The organism is Nocardioides imazamoxiresistens (genome assembly GCF_032378595.1).
Classification (GTDB): Bacteria; Actinomycetota; Actinomycetes; order Propionibacteriales; family Nocardioidaceae; genus Nocardioides; species Nocardioides imazamoxiresistens.
Genome location: NZ_JAVYII010000001.1, coordinates 554,291 through 580,631 on the forward strand (window position 1 = coordinate 554,291; position 26,341 = coordinate 580,631).

General features: G+C 74.0%; 30 protein-coding genes. 12 read left to right on the top strand and 18 right to left on the bottom strand.

Features of this window, described 5'->3' with window-relative positions; all coding sequences use genetic code 11:
- The first annotated feature begins 21 nt into the window (after positions 1–21).
- Together RDV89_RS02650 and map are read left to right on the top strand one after the other, a co-directional pair.
- Entirely contained in the window at positions 22–450 is a 429-nt protein-coding gene (locus RDV89_RS02650; RefSeq protein WP_315731057.1) for a hypothetical protein, read from the top strand.
- On the top strand, positions 447–1,214 hold the full coding sequence (gene map, locus RDV89_RS02655; RefSeq protein WP_315731059.1) for a type I methionyl aminopeptidase: 768 nt from the start codon (positions 447–449) through the stop codon (positions 1,212–1,214). The genes RDV89_RS02650 and map overlap by 4 nt, the downstream gene beginning before the upstream one ends.
- Here map and RDV89_RS02660 read toward each other — a convergent pair.
- The 3 genes from RDV89_RS02660 to RDV89_RS02670 form a co-directional block, all read right to left on the bottom strand.
- Positions 1,140–2,057 (bottom strand): SGNH/GDSL hydrolase family protein, encoded by a 918-nt coding sequence (locus RDV89_RS02660; RefSeq protein WP_315731061.1) that lies wholly within the window; start codon positions 2,055–2,057, stop codon positions 1,140–1,142. The genes map and RDV89_RS02660 overlap by 75 nt on opposite strands.
- Before the next feature lie 127 nt (positions 2,058–2,184).
- A complete protein-coding gene (locus RDV89_RS02665) occupies positions 2,185–2,988 on the bottom strand; it encodes an ABC transporter permease (RefSeq protein ID WP_315731063.1) in 804 nt (267 codons plus the stop codon).
- On the bottom strand, positions 2,985–3,893 hold the full coding sequence (locus RDV89_RS02670) for an ABC transporter ATP-binding protein (RefSeq protein ID WP_315731065.1): 909 nt from the start codon (positions 3,891–3,893) through the stop codon (positions 2,985–2,987). Before RDV89_RS02670 ends, RDV89_RS02665 begins: the two co-directional genes overlap by 4 nt.
- 129 nt (positions 3,894–4,022) lie before the next feature.
- On the opposite strand from RDV89_RS02670, the gene RDV89_RS02675 reads away from it, so the two are divergent.
- Both RDV89_RS02675 and RDV89_RS02680 read left to right on the top strand, forming a co-directional pair.
- A complete protein-coding gene (locus RDV89_RS02675) occupies positions 4,023–5,171 on the top strand; it encodes a sensor histidine kinase (RefSeq protein ID WP_315731067.1) in 1,149 nt (382 codons plus the stop codon).
- Positions 5,168–5,815, top strand: coding sequence for a response regulator (locus RDV89_RS02680; protein ID WP_315731069.1), 648 nt, complete (start codon positions 5,168–5,170; stop codon positions 5,813–5,815). The genes RDV89_RS02675 and RDV89_RS02680 overlap by 4 nt, the downstream gene beginning before the upstream one ends.
- A 192-nt stretch (positions 5,816–6,007) precedes the next feature.
- Here the strand turns inward: RDV89_RS02680 and RDV89_RS02685 are convergent, their stop codons facing one another.
- The 4 genes from RDV89_RS02685 to RDV89_RS02700 form a co-directional block, all read right to left on the bottom strand.
- Entirely contained in the window at positions 6,008–6,805 is a 798-nt protein-coding gene (locus tag RDV89_RS02685; RefSeq protein ID WP_315731071.1) for an MBL fold metallo-hydrolase, read from the bottom strand.
- Positions 6,802–7,617, bottom strand: a complete 816-nt coding sequence (murI, locus tag RDV89_RS02690) for a glutamate racemase (protein ID WP_315731073.1) — start codon at positions 7,615–7,617, stop codon at positions 6,802–6,804. Before murI ends, RDV89_RS02685 begins: the two co-directional genes overlap by 4 nt.
- A 62-nt stretch (positions 7,618–7,679) precedes the next feature.
- Positions 7,680–8,627 (bottom strand): PLP-dependent cysteine synthase family protein, encoded by a 948-nt coding sequence (locus RDV89_RS02695; RefSeq protein WP_315731074.1) that lies wholly within the window; start codon positions 8,625–8,627, stop codon positions 7,680–7,682.
- Positions 8,628–8,696: 69 nt separating this feature from the next.
- Positions 8,697–9,317 carry an NYN domain-containing protein gene (locus RDV89_RS02700; RefSeq protein ID WP_315731076.1) on the bottom strand — a complete coding sequence of 207 codons (621 nt, stop codon included), beginning with the start codon at positions 9,315–9,317 and terminating at the stop codon, positions 8,697–8,699.
- On the opposite strand from RDV89_RS02700, the gene RDV89_RS02705 reads away from it, so the two are divergent.
- Positions 9,316–9,576 carry a response regulator transcription factor gene (locus tag RDV89_RS02705; protein ID WP_315731078.1) on the top strand — a complete coding sequence of 87 codons (261 nt, stop codon included), beginning with the start codon at positions 9,316–9,318 and terminating at the stop codon, positions 9,574–9,576. The two genes, RDV89_RS02700 and RDV89_RS02705, sit on opposite strands and share 2 nt — an antisense overlap.
- Before the next feature lie 4 nt (positions 9,577–9,580).
- Here RDV89_RS02705 and RDV89_RS02710 read toward each other — a convergent pair whose 3' ends face one another.
- The 3 genes from RDV89_RS02710 to RDV89_RS02720 form a co-directional block, all read right to left on the bottom strand.
- Positions 9,581–9,868, bottom strand: a complete 288-nt coding sequence (locus RDV89_RS02710; protein WP_315731080.1) for a MoaD/ThiS family protein — start codon at positions 9,866–9,868, stop codon at positions 9,581–9,583.
- Positions 9,868–10,332, bottom strand: coding sequence for a M67 family metallopeptidase (locus RDV89_RS02715; RefSeq protein ID WP_315731082.1), 465 nt, complete (start codon positions 10,330–10,332; stop codon positions 9,868–9,870). The genes RDV89_RS02710 and RDV89_RS02715 overlap by 1 nt, the downstream gene beginning before the upstream one ends.
- Before the next feature lie 63 nt (positions 10,333–10,395).
- Complete coding sequence (locus tag RDV89_RS02720; protein ID WP_315731084.1) at positions 10,396–10,644, bottom strand: hypothetical protein; 249 nt, start codon at positions 10,642–10,644, stop codon at positions 10,396–10,398.
- A gap of 231 nt (positions 10,645–10,875) precedes the next feature.
- Between RDV89_RS02720 and RDV89_RS02725 the strand changes: the two genes are divergently transcribed.
- Positions 10,876–11,292 (top strand): BLUF domain-containing protein, encoded by a 417-nt coding sequence (locus tag RDV89_RS02725; RefSeq protein WP_315731086.1) that lies wholly within the window; start codon positions 10,876–10,878, stop codon positions 11,290–11,292.
- Positions 11,293–11,320: 28 nt separating this feature from the next.
- Here RDV89_RS02725 and RDV89_RS02730 read toward each other — a convergent pair whose 3' ends face one another.
- Complete coding sequence (locus RDV89_RS02730; RefSeq protein WP_315731088.1) at positions 11,321–11,695, bottom strand: STAS domain-containing protein; 375 nt, start codon at positions 11,693–11,695, stop codon at positions 11,321–11,323.
- A gap of 45 nt (positions 11,696–11,740) precedes the next feature.
- Complete coding sequence (locus tag RDV89_RS02735) at positions 11,741–12,280, bottom strand: ATP-binding protein (RefSeq protein WP_315731090.1); 540 nt, start codon at positions 12,278–12,280, stop codon at positions 11,741–11,743.
- A gap of 261 nt (positions 12,281–12,541) precedes the next feature.
- On the opposite strand from RDV89_RS02735, the gene RDV89_RS02740 reads away from it, so the two are divergent.
- The 3 genes from RDV89_RS02740 to RDV89_RS02750 are packed head-to-tail and all read left to right on the top strand — an operon-like array spanning position 12,542 to position 15,563.
- Positions 12,542–13,027, top strand: a complete 486-nt coding sequence (locus RDV89_RS02740; RefSeq protein ID WP_315731092.1) for an FMN-binding protein — start codon at positions 12,542–12,544, stop codon at positions 13,025–13,027.
- Between the two features lie 8 nt (positions 13,028–13,035).
- Positions 13,036–13,983: an FAD:protein FMN transferase gene (locus tag RDV89_RS02745; protein ID WP_315731094.1), complete on the top strand. Its 948-nt coding sequence runs from the start codon at positions 13,036–13,038 to the stop codon at positions 13,981–13,983.
- The gene (locus RDV89_RS02750; RefSeq protein ID WP_315731096.1) at positions 13,980–15,563 is read left to right on the top strand and encodes an FAD-dependent oxidoreductase; all 1,584 of its coding nucleotides are present in this window, start codon (positions 13,980–13,982) and stop codon (positions 15,561–15,563) included. The genes RDV89_RS02745 and RDV89_RS02750 overlap by 4 nt, the downstream gene beginning before the upstream one ends.
- Here the strand turns inward: RDV89_RS02750 and RDV89_RS02755 are convergent.
- The 5 genes from RDV89_RS02755 to clpS form a co-directional block, all read right to left on the bottom strand.
- Entirely contained in the window at positions 15,557–16,258 is a 702-nt protein-coding gene (locus RDV89_RS02755) for a DUF998 domain-containing protein (RefSeq protein WP_315731098.1), read from the bottom strand. The two genes, RDV89_RS02750 and RDV89_RS02755, sit on opposite strands and share 7 nt — an antisense overlap.
- A gap of 111 nt (positions 16,259–16,369) precedes the next feature.
- A complete protein-coding gene (locus RDV89_RS02760; protein WP_315731100.1) occupies positions 16,370–16,855 on the bottom strand; it encodes an NUDIX hydrolase in 486 nt (161 codons plus the stop codon).
- A gap of 3 nt (positions 16,856–16,858) precedes the next feature.
- Positions 16,859–17,485, bottom strand: a complete 627-nt coding sequence (locus tag RDV89_RS02765; protein ID WP_315731102.1) for a hypothetical protein — start codon at positions 17,483–17,485, stop codon at positions 16,859–16,861.
- An 89-nt stretch (positions 17,486–17,574) separates the two neighbouring features.
- The gene (locus RDV89_RS02770; RefSeq protein ID WP_315731104.1) at positions 17,575–18,159 is read right to left on the bottom strand and encodes a DUF2017 domain-containing protein; all 585 of its coding nucleotides are present in this window, start codon (positions 18,157–18,159) and stop codon (positions 17,575–17,577) included.
- Positions 18,156–18,452: an ATP-dependent Clp protease adapter ClpS gene (gene clpS / locus RDV89_RS02775; RefSeq protein WP_315731106.1), complete on the bottom strand. Its 297-nt coding sequence runs from the start codon at positions 18,450–18,452 to the stop codon at positions 18,156–18,158. Before clpS ends, RDV89_RS02770 begins: the two co-directional genes overlap by 4 nt.
- Before the next feature lie 74 nt (positions 18,453–18,526).
- Between clpS and RDV89_RS02780 the strand changes: the two genes are divergently transcribed.
- The 3 genes from RDV89_RS02780 to RDV89_RS02790 are packed head-to-tail and all read left to right on the top strand — an operon-like array spanning position 18,527 to position 21,255.
- Positions 18,527–19,846, top strand: coding sequence for a nicotinate phosphoribosyltransferase (locus tag RDV89_RS02780; protein ID WP_315731108.1), 1,320 nt, complete (start codon positions 18,527–18,529; stop codon positions 19,844–19,846).
- Positions 19,847–19,898: 52 nt separating this feature from the next.
- Positions 19,899–20,453 carry an isochorismatase family protein gene (locus tag RDV89_RS02785; protein ID WP_315731109.1) on the top strand — a complete coding sequence of 185 codons (555 nt, stop codon included), beginning with the start codon at positions 19,899–19,901 and terminating at the stop codon, positions 20,451–20,453.
- The gene (locus RDV89_RS02790; protein WP_315731111.1) at positions 20,437–21,255 is read left to right on the top strand and encodes an enoyl-CoA hydratase-related protein; all 819 of its coding nucleotides are present in this window, start codon (positions 20,437–20,439) and stop codon (positions 21,253–21,255) included. Before RDV89_RS02785 ends, RDV89_RS02790 begins: the two co-directional genes overlap by 17 nt.
- Before the next feature lie 19 nt (positions 21,256–21,274).
- Here RDV89_RS02790 and RDV89_RS02795 read toward each other — a convergent pair whose 3' ends face one another.
- Positions 21,275–26,302, bottom strand: coding sequence for an NAD-glutamate dehydrogenase (locus tag RDV89_RS02795; RefSeq protein WP_315731112.1), 5,028 nt, complete (start codon positions 26,300–26,302; stop codon positions 21,275–21,277).
- Positions 26,303–26,341 lie beyond the last annotated feature (39 nt).

Consider the following 26,341-nt stretch of genomic DNA (forward strand, 5'->3'; position numbering starts at 1 on the left):
CCGCGCCGTACGCTGGCTCCCGTGCCCGGCCAGCCCCCCGTCCCCGTCGAACCCCGGCCCTCCCGCGCCCAGCTCGGCGTCCTCATCGCCAGCTGCGCCCTCGTCGCCGTGGTGCTGGTCGCGGACCTGCAGGGGTCCATGGACGGCTCGCGCACGCCCGGGATGGTGCTCGCGATCGCCGGGGCCGCCGTCGTGGCCGGCGTGACCTACTCCTTCTGGGCCGGCTCGACGCCCCGCACGCTGCGCATGCACGTCGCGCTGCTGACCGCGATGATCGGCGGCGCCACCGTCGCGGCGTCGGCCAGCGGCGGCACGGACGGCGTCTTCTCCTCCGTCACCATGGCCCTGGTCGGACTGGCCGGGCTCCTCGTCTCCGTCGTCGCGCTGCTCGCCCAGGCTCGCGCCACAGGCGCCGGCGCGCCCACCCCGTCCCCGAAGGGAACCCGATGATCGAGCTGCTCTCACCCCGCCAGATCGACGAGATGCGTCCGGCGGGCGCGTTCGTCGCGGAGGTGCTGACCCGCCTCGTCGAGGCGGCCGACGTCGGCGTCAACCTCCTCGAGCTCGACGCCCTCGCGCACGAGATGATCCGCGAGCGGGGCGCCGAGTCCTGCTACATCGACTACGCCCCGTCCTTCGGGCGCGGCCCCTTCGGCAAGGTGCTGTGCACCTCCGTGAACGACGCGGTCCTGCACGGCCTGCCGCACGACTACACGCTGGCCGACGGCGACCTGCTCAGCGTCGACTTCGCCGTCTCGGTCGACGGCTGGGTCTCCGACTCGGCGGTCAGCACCATCGTCGGCACGCCGCGCGAGGAGGACCAGCGCCTGATCGACACCACCGAGCGCGCCCTCGCCGCCGCGATCGAGCTGGCCCGGCCCGGCAACCGGCTGGGCGACATCGGCCAGGCGATCGGCGACATCGCCCGCGCCGGCGGCTACAGCGTGAACACCCAGTTCGGCGGGCACGGCGTCGGCCGCACCATGCACGGCGAGCCGCACGTGCCCAACGACGGTCGCGCCGGCCGCGGCTTCAAGCTCAAGCCCGGTCTGGTCATCGCCATCGAGCCGTGGCTGCTGGCCACGACCGACGAGATCAAGATGGCCGACGACGGCTGGACGATCCTGTCCGTCGACGGCTCACGGGGCGCGCACAGCGAGCACACCGTCGCCATCACCCACGGCGACCCGATCGTGATGACCGCCCGCGGCTGACGCCGCCGGGACGCCCCCAGCCGGTACGCCCGGCACCCGCTGCCACGCCGCGCGCACGGCCCAGGGGGCGAGGTCCCGCACGCGGCGCCCGACCCACGGCACGGCCTCGGTGACGACCCAGCCGACGTCCTCGCGCCACGTGACCGCCTGCTCGGCGTCGGGCTCCGCCGCCGGGGGCACGACGTCCAGGCCGGCGGCGGCCAGCTGCTCGGCGAAGGCGCGGGCGAGCGCGCGGTGGCCCCGCTCCGAGGGGTGCATCCGGTCGATCGACCACGAGCCGCGCTCGTGCACCGCCGGGCAGGCGGCGAGGTCCACGCGGACGCCGCCGTGGGTGGCGTGCACCTCGTCGTACACCTCGTTCACCACCTCGATGCGCCGCTGCATCGGCCGGCGCAGCAGACCCGGCAGGCCGAGGACCTCGCCGTGGTCGTGGAAGCGCGCGGTCATCAGCAGGGCCCCGCGGGCCGTGAGCCGCTCCGCGGCGAGCAGCAGGTCCGCGCGCAGCGCCTGCGGGCTCCAGGTCGAGCGCATGGTGTCGTTGAGACCGACGACCAGCGAGACCAGGTCGGCCCGGTGGTCGGTCGCGTCGGACAGCTGGTGCGCGACGACGTCGCGCGCGGTGGCCCCGGAGACGGCGACGTTGCAGAACGAGACGTCGTAGGACTCCTCCAGGGCCCGGGCCAGCAGGGTCGCCCAGCCCCGCCAGGTGCCGTCCCGGCCGGTGGCGCCGGCGCCGAGGCCGGCGGGCGTACCCGGCATCGGGTCGCCGACCCCCACCGTCGTGCTGTCCCCGACGGCGGCGAAGCGGAGGTACGAGCGGTCGTTCCCACCCTGAGCGGTCACGAGACGCAGCGTGGCGGCGCACCGGGAACGGTGCGCCGCCACGCCGGTGACGGAAGAGGCAGGACTCGGTGAACACTCCCCTCAGGTGCCACCGAGCCCTGCCGGTCCAGGAGTGCCGGTCAGCCGGTCACTTGATCTCGGCGCGCAGCATCCGCAGGATGCCGAGCCCGAGCGGGAGCACGAACCACAGCAGGCCGGAGGTCGCGAGGTGGCCCCACTCGATGTCGTCGAACCCGTAGATCAGCGGGCCCGAGGCGCTGACGAAGTCGATCCACGGACGCAGGTCCTCGAACCAGTCGAAGAACTGGCCGGCGGCGATCATGATCCCGGGGATGATCGAGTAGTACGCGAAGAACGTCACGATCGCGGCGGGCGTGTTGAGCAGCAGCGTGCCGATCGCGAAGCCCACCAGGAGGCCGATGACCTGGGCGAAGGTGAAGCCGAGCAGGCCCTCCACGTTCGGGTCCCAGTCCACCGTGGCGCCGAACCCGGCGGCCAGCGCCGCACCGAGGGCGCCGATGCCGACGGCGACGACGACCGAGACGACCGCGGCGATCACGGTCGCGACCATCTTGGCTACCACGACCAGCGGGCGCCGCGGCTCGAGGGTGAAGGTCGCCATGTTGGTGCGCTGCGACCACTCGGTGGTCACGGACATGATCGCCATGACCGGCAGCAGGATCCCGGTCACGGCGCCGCCGATGTTCGCGGTGAAGTCGAAGAAGCCGACCGACCCGTCGCGCACGGCCCACGCCAGGATGGCGCTGCCGAGCACGATCAGGCCCGCCTGGATGATCAGCAGCCAGCGCCCCGAGCGGGTGTCGACGAGCTTGCGCAGCTCGACGCCGACCAGGCGCGTGAGCGGTGTCCTGGGGGTCTGGGAGATGTCGAACGTGCCGGGGGTGCCCGGCGCTGCGGTGGTGGCACTCATGCCTGCACTCCTGTCGTGACGGTCTCGCGCTGGGTGTCGGCGGTGAGCTGGAGGAAGAGGTCCTCGAGCCCGGCGCCGTCGGCGGCGCGGAGCTCGAGCAGGACGATCCCGGAGGCCAGGGCGGTCTCGCCGATGACCTGCGGCTCCGCGTCGGCCACGAGGCCGTCGCGCGAGGGCGAGACCGAGAGACCCTTGGCCTGGAGGGCCGCGGCGAGCGCGGCCGTGTCCGTGGCCCGCGCGAACGTGCCGGCCGAGGTCAGCAGCTCGGCCTTGGTGCCCGAGGCGACGATCTTGCCGCGCCCGATGACCAGCATCGTGTCGGCGATCTGCTCCACCTCGTGGAGCAGGTGGCTCGAGAGCAGGACCGCGCCGCCGCGCTCGGCGTACCCGCGCAGCAGGCCGCGCATCCAGCGGATGCCGGCCGGGTCGAGGCCGTTGGCCGGCTCGTCGAGGATGAGGACCTGCGGGTCGCCGAGCAGCGCGTGCGCGATGCCGAGGCGCTGGCGCATGCCCAGCGAGTAGTTGCGGATCCGGCGCTTGGACTCCTTGTCGTCGAGGCTGACCAGCGCCAGCATCTCGTCGACCCGGGACGCCGGCAGGCCCATCGTCTTCGCGCCCAGCGTCAGCACCTCCCGGCCCGTGCGCCCGGCGTGCTGCGCCGACGCGTCGAGCAGGACGCCGACGTGCCGCCCCGGGTTCGGGATGCTGCTGTAGTCGTGACCGCCGATGGTGGCGGTGCCGCGGTCGGCGCGCGTGAGACCCGCCAGGATCCGCATCGTGGTCGTCTTGCCGGCGCCGTTCGGGCCGAGGAAGCCCGTGACCTCTCCGGGACGCGCCACGAAGCTGACGTCGTCCACGGCGGTGAACCCGCCGTAGACCTTCGTGAGTCCTTCGACTGTGATCATGCGCCCCAGCCTGCCCCTGCGCCGGTCGCGGCACATCGGACGCTGGGCGCGTCGTGGGCGACGAAAGTAGGTGCCTCGAGCGACCGCGGGCGGCGGCGTCCGCGTCGTGCGTCGCCCTAGTCTGGGCCGGTGACCGACGCCGTGCAGTACCAACCGACCCTGAGCCGGTGGGGCGTCGTCTGGCGGGTCCTGTTCATGCTGGCCATCAGCGGCATCGTCATGGTCGAGCCCTACCAGCGGCTCGCCGCCTCCCACCCGTGGTGGATCCCGATCGACGTCGTGATCGGGGTGCTGGCCTACGTGCTGATCCACCACCGCCGCCGCCGGCCCGTCCTGGTGCTGGCGATCGTGACCACCGTCGCCGTGGTCTCCTCGGCCGCCGCCGGCCCCGCGGTGCTGGCGCTGGTGTCCCTGGCCACCCGCCGGGTGCCCTGGGAGATCGCCGTCGGTGCGCTGCTCAGCGTCGTGAGCGCGGAGACGTACTCCCGCGTCGCCCCGATCACGACCCCCGACCCGGTCTGGATCGGGTTCACCGGGAACGTCGTGGCCGCGATGGCGATGGTCGCCTGGGGCATGTACATCGGCTCGCGGCGCGAGCTGCTGTGGACGCTGCGCCAGCGCGCCGAGCGCGCGGAGTCCGAGCGCGACCTGCGCTCCGGCAAGGCCCGCGCCGACGAGCGCGCCCGGATCGCCCGCGAGATGCACGACGTGCTGGCGCACCGGATCAGCCAGGTGGCCATGCACGCCGGTGCGCTGTCGTTCCGCACCGACCTCGACGCCGACGCCCTGCGCGCGGGCATCGGCGAGGTGCAGGTGCGGGCCAACGAGGCGCTCACCGACCTGCGCGGCGTCCTCGGCGTGCTGCGCGACCCCGTGAGCGGGGAGATCACGCACCGCCCGCAGCCGACGTACGCGGACCTGCCGCAGCTGGTCGCCGAGGCCACCGCCGCCGGGGCGCGGGTCTCGTTCGAGGACCGTCTCGACGAGGAGCCGCCCGCGGCGGTCGGCCGCACCCTCTACCGGATCGTCCAGGAGGGCATCACGAACGCCCACAAGCACGCCCCCGGCGCCCTGCTCAGCGTGTGCCTCGAGGAGGTCGACGACGGGGTCGCGGTGCGGATGCGCAACCCGTTCGGCTTCGGGGCCCCCGGAGCGCCGGGCGCCGGGCTGGGCCTGGTCGGGCTGACCGAGCGGGTCGACCTCGCCGGAGGTCGGCTCGTCTACGGCCGGGAGGGCGACGTCTTCTCCGTCGAGGTGTGGCTACCGTGGGCGCCGTGATCCGCATCCTCGTCGTCGACGACGACGCTCTCGTCCGCTCCGCCCTGGCCCTCATGCTCGGCGGTCAGGAGGACCTCGAGGTCGTCGGCGAGGCCGCCAACGGGCGGGAGGGCATGACGATGGCGGCGTCCCTGCGGCCCGACGTCATCCTCATGGACATCCGGATGCCCGAGGTCGACGGCCTCGAGGCGACCACCGCGATCCACGCCCGGCCCGAGCCCCCGCGGGTGATCGTGCTGACCACCTTCGACGCCGACGACTACGTGGTCTCCGCGCTCGCGGCGGGCGCCGACGGCTTCCTGCTGAAGGACACCCCGCCCGGCGAGATCGTCGAGGCGATCCGCAAGGTGGCGGGCGGCGAGCCGATGCTGTCGCCCTCGGTCACCCAGACCTTGATCCGCCGCGTCCGGGCGGGCTCCGACCCGCGCACCTCCGAGGCCGAGGCGCGCCTCGCCACCCTGACCGAGCGGGAGCGGGAGGTCGCCGTCGCGGTCGGCAAGGGACTCTCCAACGCCGACATCGCCGCCGAGCTCTACCTCTCGGTCCCGACCGTCAAGGCACACGTGTCGCGGCTCTTCGACAAGCTCGGCGCCACGAACCGCGTGCAGATCGCGATCTGCGTGCACGACGCCGGCCTGGTCTGAGGGCCCCGGCTCCGCCGCACCCACCACGGTCGAGAAAACGCGGACGCACGACGAGAAAACGCGGACGCGGGCGCGCTCCGGAGCCGCTTCGGTCCGCGTTTCCTCCGAGCCGGTCCGCGTTTTCTCGGCGAGCCGTCGGCCAGTCGACCGCAGCCGGGGCGGACGGCGCGCGTCGACGTGGGCCAGTTCGCCTCAGACGGAGTAGACCGCGCCGGCGCTGGCGACCCAGGTCGGGCCGTCGAACTCGGTGACGGCCTCGTCGTACGCGTCCAGCGGGTCGAACCACGCCGGCACGTGGGTGAGCACGAGCTGCTCCACCCCGGCTCGGCGCGCGGTGGCGCCGGCGTCCGCGCCGGTCAGGTGCACGCCGGGCGGGTTCTCGTCGACGCTGCGGAAGGCCGCCTCGGCGAGCAGCAGGTGCGCGCCGCTGGCCGCGTGCTCGAGGCCGCGGCAGGGGGCGGTGTCGCCGGAGTACGCCAGCGTGCGGCCGGCCGCGCTGACCCGCAGCGCGAACGCGGTCACGGGGTGGTACGCCTCGTGGGCCTCGATCCGGAACGGGCCGACCTCGACGGCCTCGTCGGCGGACGCCGGGTACTCCCGGAAGTCGAACTCCTCGGTCATCCCGGGGTCCAGCGGCAGGTCGTAGGCGCGCGCGAGCCGGTCGGCGGCCCCGTCGGGGCCCCACACGGGGATCCGCGGCTGGGCGCCGGTCGGGTGGTACTTGCGCAGCACGTAGTAGCCGCACAGGTCCAGGCAGTGGTCGGCGTGCAGGTGGCTCACCAGCACGGCGTCGATCTCCAGCGGGTCCGCGTGGTTGTGCAGCGCGCCCAGCGCCCCGTTGCCGAGGTCCAGCAGGATCCGCCACGTGCGCGTACCCCCCTCGCCGTCCGGTCCGTCGGCCTCGAGGAGGTAGCAGCTGGCCGGGGAGGCCGGGCCGGGGTACGACCCGGCGCACCCGACGACCGTGAGCCGGAATCCGTCGACGCTCATGCCCGCCCTCCCGCGAACTGCCGCGCGAACGCGAGCTCGGGGCCGAGGAACCGGCGCCCGATCCGCTCGAACTCGCCGGGCTCCCCCGTGGTCACGAAGTCGTAGGTCGGCTCGCCGCCGCCGCGCATCAGGCCCGACGTGGCGAGCATCTGGTAGACGGCCTTCGCGCTCTCCTCGGCGCTGCTGACCAGCGTCACGCCGTCGCCCATCACGTACGAGATGACGCCGGTGAGCAGCGGGTAGTGCGTGCAGCCGAGCACGAGGGTGTCGACCTGCGCCGCGATCAGCGGGTCGAGGTACGCATGGGCGGCCTCCAGCAGCTCGGGGCCCGAGGTGACGCCCTGCTCGACGAAGTCGACGAAGCGCGGACACGCCTGGGTGTGCAGCTGCACCTGGGGCGCGGCGGCGAAGGCGTCGTCGTACGCCATCGAGGTCGCGGTGGCCCGGGTGCAGATCACGCCGATCCGGCCGGTGCGCGTCGCCGCCACCGCGCGACGCGCCGCCGGGTAGATGACCTCCACGACCGGGACGTCGTAGCGCTCGCGCGCGTCGCGCAGCATCGCCGCGCTCGCCGAGTTGCAGGCGATGACGAGGGCCTTCACGCCTCGGGCGACCAGGTGGTCGAGGCACTCCAGGGCGTACTCGCGGACCTCGCCGATCGGCTTTGGCCCGTAGGGCTGGCGGGCGGTGTCGCCCAGGTAGACGATCGACTCGTGGGGCAGCTGGTCGATCACCGACCGCGCGACCGTCAGACCGCCGAAGCCCGAGTCGAAGATGCCGACGGGAGCGTCGGCGACGTCGTCGTCCACCACGGCGTCAATCTAGAGGGAACATCCACGTAACGCGACGTGACGCGAGGGCGACGCGCACCACGTCAGGCCCACAGCTGGCCCTCGAGCCGGCCCTCGGCCTGGTCGATCGTGCCCTCGTAGGCCCCGGTCGAGAGGTACTTCCAGCCGCCGTCGCAGACCACGAAGGCGATGTCGGCGCTCTCGCCCGCCTTGACGGCCTTCGCGGCCTGGCCGAGCGCGGCGTGCAGGATGGCGCCGGTCGAGACACCCGCGAAGATGCCCTCGAGCTCGAGCAGCTCGCGCACCCGGCGCACGGCGTCGCGGGGGCCGACGGAGAAGCGGGCGTCGATCAGGTCGGCGTCGTAGAGCTCCGGCACGAAGCCCTCGTCGAGGTTGCGCAGGCCGTAGACGAGCTCGCCGTAGCGCGGCTCGGCGGCCACGATCCGCACGTCGGGCTTGGCCTCGCGGAAGAACCGGGAGACGCCCATGAGCGTGCCGGTGGTGCCCAGGCCCGCGACGAAGTGGGTGATCTCGGGTAGGTCGGCCAGGATCTCCGGACCGGTGCCCTCCTGGTGCGCGAGCGCGTTCGCGGCGTTGCCGTACTGGTAGAGCATCACCCAGTCGGGGTGCTCCTCGGCCATCCCCTTGGCGACGCGTACCGCCTCGTTGGAACCGCCCGCGGCAGGACTGGAGTAGATCTCGGCCCCCCACATCCGCAGCAGCTGGCGCCGCTCCTCGGAGGTGTTCTCCGGCATCACGCAGACCAGCCGGTAGCCCTTGAGCTTCGCCGCCATCGCCAGCGAGATGCCGGTGTTGCCGGAGGTCGGCTCGAGGATCGTGCAGCCGGGGCGCAGCAGCCCGTCGCGCTCGGCCTGCTCGATCATCCGCAGGGCCGGTCGGTCCTTGATGGAGCCGGTCGGGTTGCGGTCCTCGAGCTTGGCCCACAGGCGGACGTCCGGGCTCGGCGAGAGCCGCGGCAGGCCCACCAGGGGCGTGTTGCCGACGGAGGCGACGAGGTCGTCGAAGCGCATGACCCCCATCCTCCCACCCGGGCGGACCCGCCCGGACGGCGCCGGGCGGGCTGGACGCCCGCCGCGCGCTCAGCGCAGGAAGAACTCGGGGTCGAACTCCTCGAGCGGGATGATCCGCACGCGCGGCAGCGGCACGTTGAAGGCGTGCACGTCGTCCTCGAGGTCGTGCAGCTCGACGCCCAGGTTCGCGAAGCCGCTGCTCGCGTACTCGCGCAGCGCCAGCAGCCCGACGCGGCGGCTGCCGTCGTCGACCAGCGGGCGCAGGTCGTCGACGAAGTCGCCGTCGTGGCTGACCAGCAGCACGTCGGCCTCGCCGCGGGCCAGCAGCGCCTGCAGCGTCCGCTGGATACCGATGTCGACGACCTTCTGGTCGCTGCGCCCGGACAGCGGCACGGGGCGGTAGCCGAGCGCCAACAGCGCGGAGACGAACGCGCTGGGCAGGGTGCCGTGGCTGGCGTTGAGGAAGAACAGCCCGGTGACCGGCTGGTCCCACAGCTTCTCGGCGTAGCTGGTCACCCGCTCCCAGCGGGGCCGCTCCTCCGGCGTGGGGCGGCGACCCAGCAGGGAGTTGCCCAGCGTGGCGTCGATGTTCTCGCCGTCGACGAGGACGATCGTGCGCCGGGCGGGCGCCTCGGTGCTCCCCGCGGGGTCCGTGGTCGTCTGCTCCGCTGCGAGCTCGGGGGCCGTCATGACCGGCACCCTACCGACGCCCGCCATCCGCCTGATATCGCACGTCCGCTCACCGCAGCGCACCGCGCAGCTCAGCGCGCGGGAGCGCGAGGTGCTCGCGCTCGTGGCGCGCGGCAACGGCAACAAGGCGATCGCCAAGGAGCTGTTCGTCTCCGAGGCGACCGTCAAGACCCACCTCGCCCACGTCTACGACAAGCTCGGCGTCACCGACCGCGCGGCGGCCGTGGCGACGGGCTACGAGCTGGGGATCCTGGGCTGAGGCGTCAGCAACCGCCGGCGACCGCCGGCAGCACGACGATCTGGTCGCCGTCGGAGAGCGTGGCCTCGAGCCCGCCGATGAAGCGGACGTCCTCGTCGTTGATGTAGACGTTGACGAAGCGGCGCAGCTCGACCTCGCCCTCCTCGCCCTCGACCAGACGACCCTTGATGCCGGGGTGGCGGGCGTCCAGGTCGTCGATGAGCGTGGCCAGGTCGCCACCCTCCGCCTCGACGGCCTTCGCGCCGCCCGTGTAGGTGCGCAGGATCGTCGGGATCCGGACCTCGATCGCCATCAGGACTCACTTCCACTCGGTGCCGGGGCTCCCGGCGCTGGCAACTGCTCGACCACGTCGACCTCTTCCTCGGTCACGACGCCGTCGACGATTCTGTAGGACCTGAACTCCACCGGGCCGTCGTTGTTCCCGTGCTCGCGCGTGCTGACGAGCACGTAGTGCGCGTCCGGCTCGCTGGCCAGGCCGACGTCGGTGCGCGACGGGTACGCCTCCGTCGCCGTGTGCGAGTGGTAGACCACCACCGGCACCTCGTCGCGGTCGTCCATGTCGCGGTAGAGGCGCAGCAGGTCGAGGGAGTCGAACTCGTAGAAGGTCGGACTGCCCGCCGCGTTCACCATCTCGACGAGACGCTCGGGACGGTCGGACCCCTCGGGTCCCGCGACGATGCCGCACGCCTCGTCGGGGTGGTCCCGCTTCGCGTGGGCGACGATGGCGTCGCGCGTGGCGCGGTCGATCCTCAGCACGCGCACCAGCGTACGGGCGGTGTCCGGACCCCGGTCACCGCCACCACCATCCGGACGAGCGCCTCAGGCGGCCGCCAGGCGCACCTCGGCCGTGCGCAGCACGCCTCCCACCGAGTCGCGCCACCGCAGCCGCACCGTCGGCCGGTCCTCCTCCTCGGCCACGATGAACGCCGACGACACCTCGGCGCCCGCCGGAGCCAGGTCGCGCGTCGCCCGCCCGACGGCGAGCCACCGCGTACCCCTCCCGGGCACCAGCTGCACGTCGTGCGCCACCGGCGCCTCGCCCGCGCGTCGCGCCGTCACCCTGGCCATGGAGCGCACCTCCAGGACCTCCGTCTCCCACTCCCCGACCTGCACGTCGTCCCCACCCGTCGCTCGTGAACGGGACGACCCGGCCCCACGCCAGGACGCCCCTCCTCGTCGCCTCCGAGCCGACGACACCAACCCAACTCGGACATTGTGCGTCGGAGAACGGGAGGACCGGGCATTCTGCGGCGCGTGTCACGATCGGGCGCAGACACTCCCTCCCACCAGGCGGACCCGTTGCTCTCGTTGACCTACCTCAGCTCGTCGGCCCGCCCCTGGGACCCGGCCGACCTGGAGTCCCTGCTGCGCCGCTCGCGCGCGGCGAACGAGGCGGCCGGGCTGACCGGCGCGCTGCTCTACTGGGACGGCAACTTCGTGCAGACCCTGGAGGGGCCGGCGCCCGCCGTGCGGCAGACGTTCGGGCGGATCAGCGTGGACCCCCGCCACCGCGGCGTCTTCATCGTCCTGCGCGAGGAGGTCGAGGTGCGCGCGTTCGAGGGGTGGAGCATGGGCTTCCGCGAGGTCGACGGCGACACCGCGGCCGGCCTTCCCGGCTTCACCGACTACCTGCGGACCGGCCGACGGCTCGGCCTGGGCGGCGACGAGTCGAACGCGGAGGTCTTCCACCGCGTGTTCCGCGACGCCGTCCGCTAGACCGGACCGGGATCGCGAGGACCCGCTGTCAGGACGCCGACGGCGGCGGCTCCTGCGACTCGCGGGAGCCGGGCTCGACCGCGGACTGCTGCAGCGGGAACCCGACGGCCGTCAGCACCCGGTGCGGCAGCGTGCCGGGCGTCGCGGCGAGCGCGACGGCGACGCCCTTGACCTTGGCGGTGCGCCGGGCGGCGACGAGCGACTGCAGCGCGGTGCTGGGCAGGAACGTCACCCCGGCCAGGTCGACGACCAGGGTGCCACCCTCCACCAGGGTCGTGGCCTGGTTGATCTCGCGCTCCAGACGTCGGGCGTCGAGGTCGGTGAAGAGCCCGCCCGCCACGCGCAGCGTGCCGGCAGGCAGGTCCAGCTCGAACGCGAGGTCGTCGCTGCTGGTGTCGAACATGCGTCCTAACCTAGGTCGAAGGAGGGGGGTCTGTCGTATCGCGGCTCAGCCGGCGAGCTCGACGACCGCCTCGACGGTCGTGCCGCGCTGTGTGGTGGTGACGTCCCACGAGGCGCTCAGGGCGTCCACCAGGTGCAGCCCGCGGCCGCGCATCGAGTCCAGCTGCGGCGGCTCGAGCAGCTTCAGGCGCCAGCGCTCGAGGCGGCATCCGGCGTCACCCGTCCCGTCGGAGCCGTCGACGCCGTGGCGGTGGTCCGCGCCGTGCCGGCAGGCCGGCGGGCACGTGCCGTCGGCTGTGCCGCAGTCGGTCACGCGCAGCGTCAGCGTCTCGGTGTCCACCGTCCAGGTGACCTCGAGGTCGTGGTCGGCGCAGGGTCGGCCGTGGTCCACGCCGTTGCGGACGAGCTCGTAGAGCACCGTGGAGGCGTCCTCGACCGCGCGGCGCGGCACGTCGAACGGCTCGAGGAACTCGATCAGCTCGCGCCGCGCGACGTTCGCGGAGGCGTCCGCGAAGGGCACCGAGACGTCCAGCGTCCGCGGGGTGTGGGGCGTGCCGGCCGGGGCCGGGCGTTCCTGGAGACTCATGGCGCCGCTCCCGTTGCGGTCGGGCGTCGCGCCGTGGCCGGCGGGATCGCTCCGCCACCGTACGCACGCGGGCGCCCCGCGCCCAAGACGCCGCGGCCCGAGGCTGGGCGTCGCGTGTCGCGAGCCTGTGAACTTGCTGTCAGGCTGGTCGCCACCCTGGTGCCGGCCGGGACGATCCGGTTACATCGTCGATGGTTGCACCTACAACTGTTCGTTGGCGACTACAACCGACCGACCCTCTTCTCGGACACAGGAGCTCTCATGGCCAGCCTCTCCCCCGCCCGCCGCTGGTTCGCCGTCGTGGCGACCGCGTCGACCCTCGCCCTCACGACCGCCTGCGGCGTCGGCCAGAGCGACGACGCCGACACCGGCTCGTCGGCCGACGACAGCTCGCAGGACGCCGGCTCGGGCGGCGACGGCGGCTCCGGCACCAGCGAGGGCTCCGGCACCTTCACCGCCGGCACCTACGACGCCGAGGGCGGCTACACGAGCCCGGGCGGCGAGCAGTCCGTCACCGTGGAGGCGACCATCGCCGAGGACGGCACGATCGAGGAGATCGAGGTGACGCCGGGCGCGACCGACCCGACCTCGGAGCGCTACCAGGGCCAGTTCGCCGACGGCATCGCGGACGAGGTCGTCGGCCAGCCGATCGACGGTCTCGACGTCTCGGTCGTCTCGGGCTCCTCGCTGACCAGCGGCGGCTTCAACGCGGCGATCGAGGACATCATCGCCGAGGCGCAGGCCTGAGCGACGTCGTGGAGGACGGCGGCTGGACCTTCGAGGCGATCGGCACGCGGTGGCGGATCAGCACCGAGGTCCCGCTGACGTCCACCGTCGTGCGCGCCGTCGCCCTGCGGGTGGACGCGTTCGACCGGGACTGGTCGCGGTTCCGCGCCGGCTCCGTCGTGGACGCGGTGCGCGCGGGGGCGGGCCGGCACCGGATGCCCGACGACGCCGGCCCCCTGCTGGACCTCTACGACCGCCTGCACGCCGCGACCGGCGGGGCGATGAGCCCCGCGGTGGGTGACGGCCTCGAGCACCTCGGCTACGACGCGGCGTACTCCCTGCGTCCGCGGCCCGGTCACCGCCCGGCGGCGGACTGGGCCGCGGTGCGCTGGGAGCCGCCCCACCTCGTGACGACCGAGCCGTTCGTGCTCGACGTCGGGGCCGCCGGCAAGGGCTACCTGGCGGACCTCGTGGCCGACGTGGTGGTGCGGACGCAACGGGAGGAGGGCGCCTCGGGCGCCGTCACGGTCGACGCCAGCGGCGACCTCGTCCACCGCGCGGCACCCGGCGCCACGGGCGGCACGGGCAGCGCGGGCGCGGCCGGGCTGCGGGTCGCGCTCGAGCACCCCGAGCGCCCCGGGTACGCGGTCGGCGTCGCGACCCTGAGCGGGGTCGGCGCAGCCACCGCCCTGTGCGGGTCGGCCACCAACCGGCGCACCTGGGGCGACGGCGTCCACCACGTGCTCGACGCCCGCACCGGCGCGCCGGTCGACGGCGTGCTCGCCACCTGGGTCGTCGCGGGCTCCGCGCTCGTCGCCGACGGCCTCGCCACCGCCCTCTTCCTCCTCGACCCGGACGACGCCGCCGCCCTCGCCGGCGACCTCGGCGCCTCCTACGTCCGGCTCGATCGCGGCCCCACCGGGTCCGGCCACCGCCTCCTCGTCTCCCCCGACTTCCCCGGAGAGGTCTTCGCATGACCACGCTCAGCTCGTTCACCGGCCGCCTCGACGCGGCGCTCGGGCGCCTGCCGATGTACCGCGTCGTGACCCTCGCGCTCGCCGCGCTCGGCGCGTACGCCCTCGTCCTGCTGTTCACCGGGGACATCGGGCTGCCGGGCGCCGAGGCCCCCGACGCTGCCCTGTCGCTGGTCGCGCTGCTGGTCGCCTCGGTCGTCTCGAACGCGCTGCTGGGGCTGGTCTTCCGCGCCCGCCCGCACACGGAGTCGGCGGTGATCACGGCCCTGCTGCTGTGGTTCGTACTGCTCCCGCCGGGCGACGCCGCCCAGCTGTGGTGGATCGTCGGCACGGCGGTGGCGGCGAACGCGTCCAAGTACCTCGTCGCCGTCCGCGGACGGCACCTGGTCAACCCCGCCGCCGCCGGGATCGTCCTCGTGGCGACGCTCCAGCACTTCCTCGAGCCCGCCACCGGCGGCATCTTCAACGCGTGGTGGGTCGCGAACAGTGCCCTGCTCTGGCCGCTGGTCGTCGCCGGCCTCGTGGTCGTGTGGCGGGTGCGCCGCCTCGACCTCGTGCTGGTGTTCGTCGTCCTGGCCGCGACGATGGTGGTGCTCGGTCGCACCAACTCCGGTCAGCCCGCGGGCGACTCGGCGACCTACGCCTTCCAGTCCTCCCCGATGCTGTTCCTGGCGTTCTTCATGCTGACCGAGCCGCTGACCCTGCCGCCGCGCCGCCTCCAGCGCCTGGGCGTCGCCGCGCTGGCCGCGATCGTGTTCGCCTGGCCGAACTTCGCGTCGATCTTCCTGGTCGACCCGCAGCCGCTGTGGTTCTACGGCCTGAGCGCCGAGCTGGCGCTCGTGACGTCGGGCGTGGTCGCGTTCGCGCTGGGGCAGCGCGGGGGCGTACGCCTCGAGCTCACCGACCGCCGTCGGGTCGCGGGAGAGGTCTGGGAGCTGACGTTCGCACCCCGCCGACCGCTGCGCTTCGCCCCGGGGCAGTACCTCGAGCTGGCGCTGCCGCACCGACGCCCCGACCTGCGCGGCGTCCGGCGCACCTTCAGCATCGCCTCGCCGCACGACGCCGACACCGTGAGCGTCGCGCTGCGGGTTCCCGAGCCGTGCTCCTCGTTCAAGCGCGAGCTGCTCGTCGCCGAGACCGGCAGCCGGCTGGTCGCGACGAGCGTCGGCGGCGACTTCGTGCTGAGCGGCGACGGTCCCGTCGTGCTGGTCGCGGGCGGCATCGGCATCACCCCGTTCCTCTCCCAGCTCCGCTCCGAGGGTCGCCGCGGCGCCGCGGGTCGCGACGCCGTGCTCGTCTACGGCGTGCCCGACGCCGACGAGGTGCCGTACGCCGAGGAGCTCGCCGCGGCGGGGGTCCCGGTGGTGCTCGTCGCCCCGAACGCCCCGTCGACACCGCTGCCGACCGGGTGGCGCCACGTCGAGGCGCCGTTCGTGAGCGCCGAGGCCGTCGCCGAGGCGGTGCCCGACCTGGCCGCGCGCACGGCGTACGTCTCCGGGCCCCCGGCCATGGTCACCGCCCTGCGCGGCGCCCTGCGCGGACGCTGCCGCAAGGTGCGCACGGACGTGTTCGCCGGCTACTGACCGGCCGGAACCGCGGGGGTCGCAGGGGTCGCGGGGGCCAGCGCCCGGAGACCGTGGACGACCATCCACACCTGGAACGGGTAGATCACCGCGCGCTCGACGAGACCCAGTGGCAGGTGCAGCAGCCCCGCGGTCGTGACGACGAGGAGGCCCGCGGCCACCGCGGTGACCACCCCGAGCCCGAGCACGACGGTCGCGTACCCCCTCGAGTCCGCGACCCGCCCCAGGGCGACGCCGAGCAGCAGCAGGCCGACCAGCTGCGCGAGGAACCCGCCCAGGGCGACGAGCAGGTGGGGCTCGAGCGCCTCGTCGACCGGCAGCAGCCCGACGCCGGCCTGCGCTAGGGCGGCGACGGCCAGCAGGAGGACGCTGAGCGTCCCCGCGGTCCCCGTGGCCCGGGGACGCAGCACCCATGCCGCGACCGCGACGAGCACGCCGGTGAGGACCCAGGTCCCGTTGAGGAACGCGGCAGCCGGGGAGCAGACCTCCACCGGCGGGTCGTAGGTGTCCAGCGGACCGCACCTGCTGGCGCCGAGGTCGCTGACCGCCTGGAGCGCGAGGTCGTACGGCGCCCGCACCGTCAGGACCGCGACGAGCTCGACGACGAAGAGCGCGAGGCCGCTCGCGACGAGGACGACCCCGGCCGAGCGCCTCCGCGGCGGGGTCCCGGACACCTGCGGCGCGGTCTCGACCATGGCACGCTCCCCCGTCCGGAGCGACCGCCGCCACCGACGATCGACTGGATCACGACCCTAGTGAATCTCGGAGCGACGTCAAGGGCCGCGGCGACCGACGCCGCGCCGCGCTCAGCTCGTGAAGCGGGCCGTGGTCTCGTCGGAGAGCCCCGCCTCGATGCGGGTGCGCATCTCCTCGGTCAGCTCCGGGAGGTCGTCGACGTCGTACCACCGGACGTCGGCCGACTCGTCGTCGGCGACGTGGGCCTCCCCGGAGACCCAGGTGCAGGCGAAGGTGTGGTCGAGGTAGCGGGTCCGGTCGCCGTTGGGGTACTCCACCAGCGGCGTGGTGCGCACCAGGGCCAGGCGCTCGACGCGGATCTCGACGCCGGTCTCCTCGAGGGCCTCGCGCCGCGCCGCCACCGCGGGCTCCTCGCCGGGGTCGACGATGCCGGTCACGGGGGTCCAGCGCAGGTCGTCGACGCGCTGCACCAGCAGCACCTCGCGGCCCGAGGCCGTGCCGGTCGGACGGGTGATCACGGCGGTCGTGCCGGGGAGCCAGAGCTCGTCGGTGCCGATCTTGGCGCGCAGAGCCAGGACGAAGTCGGGGACGGGCACGGCTCAGCAGCTGAAGGTCGCGACGACGCGAGCGGCCTCGCCGGGCAGCTCGGGGGCGAGCAGCTCGGTGTCCACCGTCGCCCCGGTGCCGTCCGCCGAGGCGTCCACACCGTCCGCGCCCGGCGTCGAGCCGTAGGTCATCCCGCCGGCGTCGGCGACCAGGACCGCGGCGTCGAAGCCCGGTCCGCCGGCGTTGACCGTGACGGAGACGCCGTCCTCCGAGACGGCCTGGTAGAGCGCGGGGGCACCGGAGGCGCCCCCCGACGCCGTCACGGCGTCGCCGGACCAGGAGGCCTCGAGCGCACCGGTGATCTCGACCTCGGCGTCGCACTCCTCGCCCTCGAGCTCGGGCAGGGGCTCGCCCGTCGACGCCTCACCCTCGACACCCTCGTCGGGACCGGTGCCGCCGTCGGAGCCACCCGCGGCCCCCTCGTCGGACCCGTCACCGGACCCGTCGGAGCCCTCGGAGCCCCCGTCGTCCGGGCCCTCGGAGCCCGAGGCGTCGCCGCTCTCGGCCGCGCCGCCGGAGCCGTCGCCGGAGCCCGGGTCGGCGTCCTCGCCCCCGCAACCCACGAGCACCGTGAGGCTCAGAGCGACGACACCGAGCCAGGTCGACCTGCGCGCATCCATGCCGCCCATTCGAGCACGCTGGGGAAGCGACGTCGAGCGGACCCGCGGGGCGTCGGCCCTCAGGGTCACCTGAGGCGTCACCGGTGGCGTCACCGGTTCAGGGCACCGACCAGGGTCTCCTGGAGGTAGCCGACCCACTCGTAGATGTCGTGCGCCTGGGCGCGCGGGTCGTCGTCGGGCAGCGCCATCCACCGGGCCTCGTCGCCGGACTCGATGCCGAGCCGCGTGGCGAGGGCGAGGCGGATGTCCGTGAACGACCGCATCCACACGACGGCGACGTCCTCGGGCAGCTCGACGTCGATCATCAGGCCGTCGCCCTGCAGCTCGTCGGGCAGCCCGGCCTCCTCGAGGTCCTCGATGATCCGGCAGGCCGCGTCGGACTTCTTGTCCCGCAGGCCGCCCTCGGTGAACCGCCGGAACTCCGCGGCGGCCTCGGCGTCGTCGGCGTACGCCGTCGGGAACAGGCGCGCGAGCACCGGGTCGTCGGGGATCTCGGTCGGGCCTGTGAAGTCGAAGAGGGCCTCGAGCGGGTCGGCGTCGTCGCGGGGCACGGCGGCCTCGTTACGCAGCAGCTCGACGAGCTGGCCCGCGAGCGAGCGCAGCAGGTCGGCCTCGAAGCCGGAGAACGTGGCGATCACCTTGCGGCTGCGCCGGTGCCGGGCGAACCCGCTCACTCGGAGCGCTCCATGGTCGCCCACAGGCCGTACTCGTGCATGGCCTGCACGTCGCGCTCCATCTCCTCGCGGGTGCCGGTCGAGACCACGCTGCGTCCGTCGTTGTGGACCTCGAGCATCAGCCTCTCCGCCTGCTTCTTGCTGTAGCCGAAGTAGGTGGTGAACACGTAGGTCACGTAGCTCATCAGGTTGACCGGGTCGTCCCACACGAGGGTGACCCAGGGACTCGCCAGCGCCACCCCCTCCTCGGGGATGATCTCCGGCTCGACCTCGACGGGGCTGGCTGCGGACACGACTCCATCGTGACACACGCACCGGACCGTCCCGACCCTTGTGGCGGCCACCCGGACCTGTTTATATTGTCAGCATGACTATTACTCAGGGGTCGACGGCGCTCCTCACGGACCACTACGAGCTGACGATGCTGCAGGCCGCGCTCGCAGCGGGCACCGCGCACCGTCGCACCACCTTCGAGCTGTTCGGGCGCAAGCTGCCCGAGGGCCGTCGCTACGGCGTCGTCGCCGGCGTCGGCCGCGCCCTCGACGCCATCGAGCGCTTCCACTTCGACGACGCGACGCTCGCCGTCCTGTCCGACGAGCGGATCGTCGACGAGCCGACGCTGGCCTGGCTCGCGGACTTCCGGTTCACCGGCGACGTCCGCGGCTACGGCGAGGGGGAGGCGTACTTCCCCGGCTCGCCGCTGCTGGTGGTCGAGGCGCCCTTCGCCGAGGCCGTCCTGCTGGAGACCGTGCTGCTCTCCATCTACAACCACGACTCGGCGATCGCCGGCGCGGCGTCGCGGATGACCGGCGTGGCCGAGGGCCGCCCCTGCATCGAGATGGGCTCGCGCCGCACCCACGAGGAGGCCGCCGTGGCGGCCGCGCGGGCGGCGTACGTCGCCGGGTTCGAGGCCACCAGCAACCTGGCGGCCCGCGCCCGCTACGGCGTGCCCAGCACGGGCACCTCGGCCCACGCGTTCACGCTGCTGCACGACAGCGAGGCCGACGCGTTCCGCGCGCAGGTCGACAGCCTCGGCGTCGGCACCAGCCTGCTGGTCGACACCTACGACGTGGCCGAGGCCGTCCGCCTCGGCGTCGAGGTCGCGGGCACCGACCTCGGGGCCGTACGCCTCGACTCCGGCGACCTGGGCGTGCTCGCGGTCGACGTGCGCCGCCAGCTCGACTCGCTGGGCGCCACCGGCACGCGGATCATCGTCACCAGCGACCTCGACGAGTTCGCGATCGCGTCGCTGGCCTCCGCGCCGGTCGACGGCTACGGCGTCGGCACCCGGCTGGTGACCGGCTCGGGCCACCCGACGAGCGCGTTCGTCTACAAGCTCGTCGCCCGCGAGGCCGACGACGGCACGATGGTCCCGGTCGCCAAGCGCAGCGCGAACAAGCTCTCGGTCGGCGGCTCGAAGCGCGCCGCACGCCGCCTGCAGGACGGCACGGCCGTCGCGGAGGTGATCGCCGTCGGCGCCGACCCGACCCCCGAGGCCGGCACCGAGGACCGGCTGCTGCAGCGCGACCTGGTGCTCGGCGGCGAGGTCGTCGGCCGCGAGAGCCTGGAGGACGCCCGCGCGCGGCACGCCGCCGCCCGGGCCGAGCTGCCCGTTACTGCCCGCTCGCTCAGCCGCGGCGAGCCCGTCGTGCCCACCGTCTACGAGACCGCGACCGACCGCGCCTGAGCCCCGACGCGAACCCACCGAACCTCCCCACCGATCTGGAAGGCTGGACCCCATGACCCGCGCACTCATCGTCGTCGACGTGCAGAACGACTTCTGCGAGGGCGGCTCGCTGGCCGTCGCCGGCGGCGCCGGCGTGGCCGCCGGCGTCACCGCGCTGCTGGCCGGCGACCACGGCTACGACCACGTCGTCGCCACCAAGGACCACCACATCGACCCCGGCTCGCACTGGTCGGACGAGCCCGACTTCGTCGACTCCTGGCCCGTGCACTGCGAGGTCGGGACGCGCGGGGAGGAGTTCCACCCCGACCTGCGCACCGACGCGTTCGAGGCCGTGTTCCTCAAGGGGCAGTTCGAGGCCGCGTACTCCGGCTTCGAGGGCGCCGCCGAGGACGGCGCCACGCTGGCCCAGTGGCTGCGCTCGCGCGGCGTCGACGAGGTCGACGTCTGCGGCATCGCCACCGACCACTGCGTGCGCGCCACCGTGCTCGACGCGCTGCGCGAGGAGTTCTCCGTCCGGGTCCTCACCGACCTCGCGGTGGGCGTCGCCCCGGCGACCGTGGACACCGCGTACTCGGCCATGCGCGACGCCGGTGCCCAGCTCGTCTGAGGCCGCCGGGCCGCCGGCCTGGGCCACCGGGGCGCCCGGCGTCGAGATCACCCTCGACGCCGGGCTGCTGCGGGTGCGGTTCGACCGCCCCGAGACCTACAACGGCCTCGACGCCGCGGTCGTCGAGGCCTGCTCGGCCACCCTCGAGCGCTGCCGCGGGCGCGACGACGTGCGCGTGGTGGTGCTGACGGGCACCGGGCCGGCGTTCAGCTCGGGCGCCACGGTGGCCGGCGACGACCCGGTCGCCTCCTTCGACCGGCAGGCGGTCGAGCGGGCGAACCGGCTGGTACGCGCCGTGGTCGCGCTCGACAAGCCCGTCGTGGCCGCGGTGAACGGCGTGGCCGCCGGGGTGGGCGCCTCCCTGGCGTTCGCGTGCGACCTGCAGGTCGTGGCGGCCGAGGCGTCCTTCGCCCTGGCCTTCGCGAAGATCGGCCTGATGCCCGACGGCGGCGCCACGGCGACCGTCGCGGCGGCGATCGGCCGGCCCCGGGCGATGCGCCTGGCGCTGACGGGCGAGCGCCTCGGCGCGAGCGAGGCGTACGCCGCCGGGCTCGTCAGCCACCTCGCGGAGCCGGGGGCGTACGAGACGACGCTCGCAGCCGTGACCACCGGCCTCCTCGCCGGGGCTCCGCTGGCCCACAGCGCCGCCAAGAAGGCCGTCAACGCGGCCACGCTGGGCGCGCTCGAGGACGCCCTCGACCGGGAGAACCTCGGTCAGCTGGCGCTCCTCGGCACGGCCGACGCGGCCGAGGGGATGGCGGCGTTCGTGGCCCGCCGCCCGCCGCGCTTCACCGGACGCTGAGGCCCTCCGCCCGGCCGCCTCAGATCGGCGAGTCCGGGGCCGCGGCCAGTCCGCGCACGACCCGCATGCCGACCGAGACCCGGGCGAGGTCGGCCTCCTCGGTGCAGACCTCCTCCAGGACCGTCGCGGCCCGGGCCACGACCGCCGCCTGCGTCTCCTCCCACGCCGCGACCCGCGCCGGCGCGGGATCGTCGGCGGAGGTCGCGTCGACGACCTGCGCGGTCAGCTGGGCGTGCACGGCGTGCAGGTCGTCGCGCAGGGCGGCCCGCGCCGCCTGCTGCCAGCGGTCCGTGCGCGGCAGGACCAGGATCCGCGCCAGCAGGCTCGACAGGCCCAGCCGCTCCCCCAGCGCGAAGTGCACCCGGGCCACCGTCTCGGTCTCGACGCCCTCGTGCCGCGCGGCCGTCTCGACCGCCGAGAGCAGGGCGTAGGACGGCGGCAGCGCCGCGACCCGCGCCGCGAGCTCCTCGGGCACGCCGTCCTCGACGTAGGACGCGCGCCGGGCCTCGTACGCCTCCAGGTCGCGTCCGCTCAGCAGCCCGGCGATGCCGACCTCGGCCCGCAGCACCTGCTGGATGCGCACGCCGAAGAAGTCGACGACCCCCTCGGCGTCGGTCTCGGAGCGCCGCAGCACCAGCCAGCGCGCGGCGCGCTCCACCAGCGTGCGCAGCTCGATCCGCATCCGGCCCTGCGCGGTCGCGGAGATCCGGTTGTCGTAGGAGGCGATCTCCTCGCGCAGCTCGGCGGCGCCGAAGATCTCGTCGGCCACGAAGCGGGCCCGGGCCAGCTCGTCCGCACTGGCCCCGGTCTCCTCGGCCAGCCGCGCCCAGAACGTCATGCCGGCCGTGTTGACCAGCCGGTTCACGACCTCGGTCACGACGATCTCGCGGCGCAGCGGGTGCGCGTCCATCTGCTCGCGGAACCGGTGCCGCATCGGGGTCGGGAAGTAGCCGTAGAGCAGCCCCCGCAGGTACGGGTCGTCCGGCAGGTCGGTGGCCAGCAGCACGTCGGCCAGCACGATCTTGGTCCAGCTCAGCAGCACGGAGAGCTCCGGGAGCCGCAGCCCCTCCCCCTCCTCCAGCCGGCGCCGCACCTCGGCGCGGCTCGGCAGGGCCTCGAGCGTGCGGTCGATGATCCCCTCGGACTCGAGGTGCCGCATCCACGACTCGTGCACGTGCAGCAGGCTCGGCGCGTTCGTCACCGCGTTCGCCAGCGCGAGGTTCTGCTCGTAGTTGTCGTGCAGCACGAGCGAGGCGACCTCGTCGGTCATCGAGGCCAGCAGCTCGTTGCGCTGCTTGCCCGTCAGGTCGCCGGCGGCGACCACCCGGTCGAGCAGGATCTTGATGTTGACCTCGCGGTCGGAGGTGTCGACGCCCGCGGAGTTGTCGATGAAGTCGGTGTTGATCCGCCCGCCGGTCTCGGAGTACTCCACCCGGCCCAGCTGGGTCAGACCCAGGTTGCCGCCCTCCGCGACCACCCGGGCGCGCAGGTCGGCGCCGTCCACCCGGATCACGTCGTTGGCCTTGTCGCCGACGTCCGCGTGCGTCTCCCGCGAGGACTTCACGTAGGTGCCGATCCCGCCGTTCCACAGCAGGTCGACCGGCGCGCGCAGGATCGCGCGGAGCAGGTCGTTGGGGGGCAGGGCGGTGACGTCGTCGGCGAGACCGAGCACGCGGCGTACCTGCTCGGTCACCGGCACGGACTTCGCCGAGCGCGAGTGCACGCCGCCGCCCTCGGAGATGAGGGCGGTGTCGTAGTCGCGCCACGACGAGCGCGGCAGGTCGAAGAGCCGCTGCCGCTCCGCGAACGACGCCGCGGGGTCCGGGTCGGGGTCGAGGAAGATGTCGCGGTGGTCGAACGCCGCGACCAGCCGGATGTGCGGCGAGCACAGCATGCCGTTGCCGAACACGTCGCCGGACATGTCGCCGATGCCCGCGACCGTGAACTCCTCGGCCTGGGTGTCGAGGCCGAGCTCGCGGAAGTGGCGGCGCACCGAGACCCAGGCGCCGCGCGCCGTGATCCCCATCGCCTTGTGGTCGTAGCCGACCGATCCGCCCGAGGCGAACGCGTCGCCGAGCCAGAAGCCGTAGTCGGCCGAGAGCTGGTTGGCGATGTCGGAGAACGTCGCGGTGCCCTTGTCGGCGGCCACGACGAGGTAGGTGTCGTCGCCGTCGTGGCGCACCACCCGCTGCGGGGGCACGACCTCGCGGCCCTCCGGGCCCTCCACCAGGTTGTCGGTGACGTCGAGCAGGCCGGAGATGAAGGTGCGGTACGCCGCCACCCCCTCCGCCAGCCACGCCTCGCGGTCGGCGGGGCGCGAGGGGTCGACCGGCGGCAGGCGCTTGGCGTAGAAGCCGCCCTTCGCGCCCACCGGCACGATCACGGTGTTCTTCACCATCTGCGCCTTGACCAGGCCCAGGATCTCGGTGCGGAAGTCGTCGCGCCGGTCCGACCAGCGCAGGCCGCCGCGCGCGACCGCGCCGAAGCGCAGGTGCACGCCCTCGACGCGGGGCGAGTAGACGAAGATCTCGAACGTCGGCCGCGGGGCCGGGAGGTCCGGGATCGCCGAGGGCTGGAGCTTCAGCGCCAGGTGGGCGCGCGTGGCGCCCGAGTCGGCGCGCTGGAAGTAGCTGGTGCGCAGGCTCGCGCGGACGTGGGTGAGGTACGCCCGCAGGATCCGGTCGTGGTCGAGGCTCTCGACCTCGTCGAGCGCGCCCCGGATCCGCTCGGCCAGCTCCTCCTGCGCCGCCTCGCGACCCTCGGGGTCGTCGACGTGCAGGTCCGGGTCGAAGCGGGCCTCGAACAGCGCCAGCAGCGCGCGGGTGATGTCCACGTTCGCGGCGAGCGCGGCGGCCATCGTGGAGGTCGAGAACGGCGAGGAGCCCTGGCGCATGTAGCGGCCGTAGGCCCGCAGCACGCTGACCTGGCGCCACGTCAGGCCCGCGCGCAGCACGAGCACGTTGAACGGGTCCACCTCGGCCCGGTCGTCCCAGACCGCGCGCAGCGCGCCGGCGAACAGGTCGCGGCTCTCGGCGGAGACCTCGCCGTCGACGCGCAGGGCGAACTCGTAGACGTGGGTCGGCTCGTCGAGCCCCTCCAGGGTGTACGGGCGCTCGTCGAGCACCTCGACGCCCATCGAGGAGATCATCGGCAGCACGCTCGAGAGCGAGAGCGGCGGACCGACGCGGAAGATCTTCAGCATCGCCTCGCCGCGGGCGGCGCCCACCGGCCGGTGCAGGCTCGCGTCGATGCCCTGGGCGCCGTCACCGGACGCGCGTACCTGCTCGAGGCGGCCGACGTCGGCCGCCGCGACCCGGGTGTCGAAGTCCTCCTTGTACGCCTCGGGGAACGCGCCCGCGTACGCCCGCGCCAGCCGCGCCCCGTCGACCTCGCCGTGCTCGGCGATCAGGGCCGCGCGCAGGTCGTCGCGCCACGAGCGCGCCGCCTCGTCGAAGCGGTGCTCGAGGTCGGCGACGAAGCCGCGGGTCGCCTCCTCGATGCCCAGGCCGGTGCGGGGCCGCACCACGAAGTGCACGCGCACCATCGCGGAGTCGGACAGGCGCACCGCGTACTCGATCGCGTCCGAGTGCAGCCGGTCGCGCAGGACCGCGGTGAACCGCTCGCGCACCGCGGTCGAGTAGCGGTCGTGCGGCAGGTAGACGAGCACCGAGAGGTAGCGGCCGTAGGTGTCGCGGCGCACGAACAGGCGCAGCTGGCGGCGACGCTCGCGGGCGTACGTCACCGCCTCCGCGATCGGGGTCAGGTCGTCGACCGAGGTCTGGAAGAGCTCGTCGCGCGGCAGGTTCTCCAGGGTGTCGAGGAGGTTCTTGCCGGCGTGGCTTTTCTGGTCGTAACCCAGCCGCTCCATCACCGCGGCGGCCTTGTCGCGCACCAGCGGGATCCGGGTCAGCGACTCCGTGTAGGCCGCCGACGAGAACAGGCCGAGGATGCGCCGCTCCCCGGTGACCTCGCCGTCGGGGCCGAAGGTCTTCACGCCGACGTAGTCGAGGTAGGCCGGGCGGTGCACGGTCGAGCGCGAGTTGGCCTTGGCCAGGACCAGCAGCTCGGGGTCGCGCAGCCTCGCGCGCACCTCCGGGGTGAGCCGGCTGGCGTCGGTGGGGCCGCCCGGCGCCTGGCGCAGGATGCCCAGGCCGGTGCCGGGCACGGCCTCGAGGAGGTCCTCGGCGTTCCCGCCGTCCGCCCCGTCCGCCTCCGCTCCGCCGTCGGGGACGAGCCGGTACTCGCGGTAACCGAGCAGCGTGAAGTGGTCGTCGGCGAGCCAGGCCAGCAGGTCGGCCCCGCGCCGCACCGTCGCGGCGTCGATGCCCGGGGCCACCTCTTCGGGACGCTCCGCGAGGTCGGTGGCGATGCCCTCGACCGCAGCGCGCATCGGCTTCCAGTCGTCGACCGCCGCCCGGACGTCGGCGAGCACCTTGCGCAGCGACTCCTCGATCACCTCGGGGGCGTCCTCGGGGTCGTCGGAGAGCCGGCCGATCTCGACGTGCATCCACGACTCGCGGGCCGTGGTCACGTCGTCGTCGGTCTGCTCCGGCTCGTCGTGGCGGCCCACGGCGCCCTCGGCCACCGGGCGTACGTCCAGCAGCGCACCGTCGGCGTCGCGGCGGACCTCGAAGCGCGGGTGCAGCACGACGTGCACGTCGCGGCCCTGGCGGTCGAGCTCCATCGTCACCGAGTCGACGAGGAACGGCATGTCGTCGGTGACGACCTCGACCACCGTGTGGCCCTCGGCGGTCCAGCCGTCGTCGGCGACCGACGGCGTGGCGATCCGCACCACGGTCTCGCCCGGGAGACGGGTCGCGCCGGCCCGGTGGTGGGAGGCGGCCGCGCCGAACACGTCGACCGGCGTGCGGTCGAGGATGTCCTCGGGGGCGACGTGGCGGAAGTACGCCGCCAGCAGCGCGCTCACGTCGGCCGTCCGTTCCGGCCCGCCGAGCACGTCGGGTCTGCTCCTCGCGTGCGTGGCGGCCTCGGCCACCAGGTCGGACTTGCTGCGGTCCAGGTCCCTGCCGTCCAGCGTCGTCGCCACGACCTCGACCCTAGGGTGCGCGCCTGACGGCCACAAGGC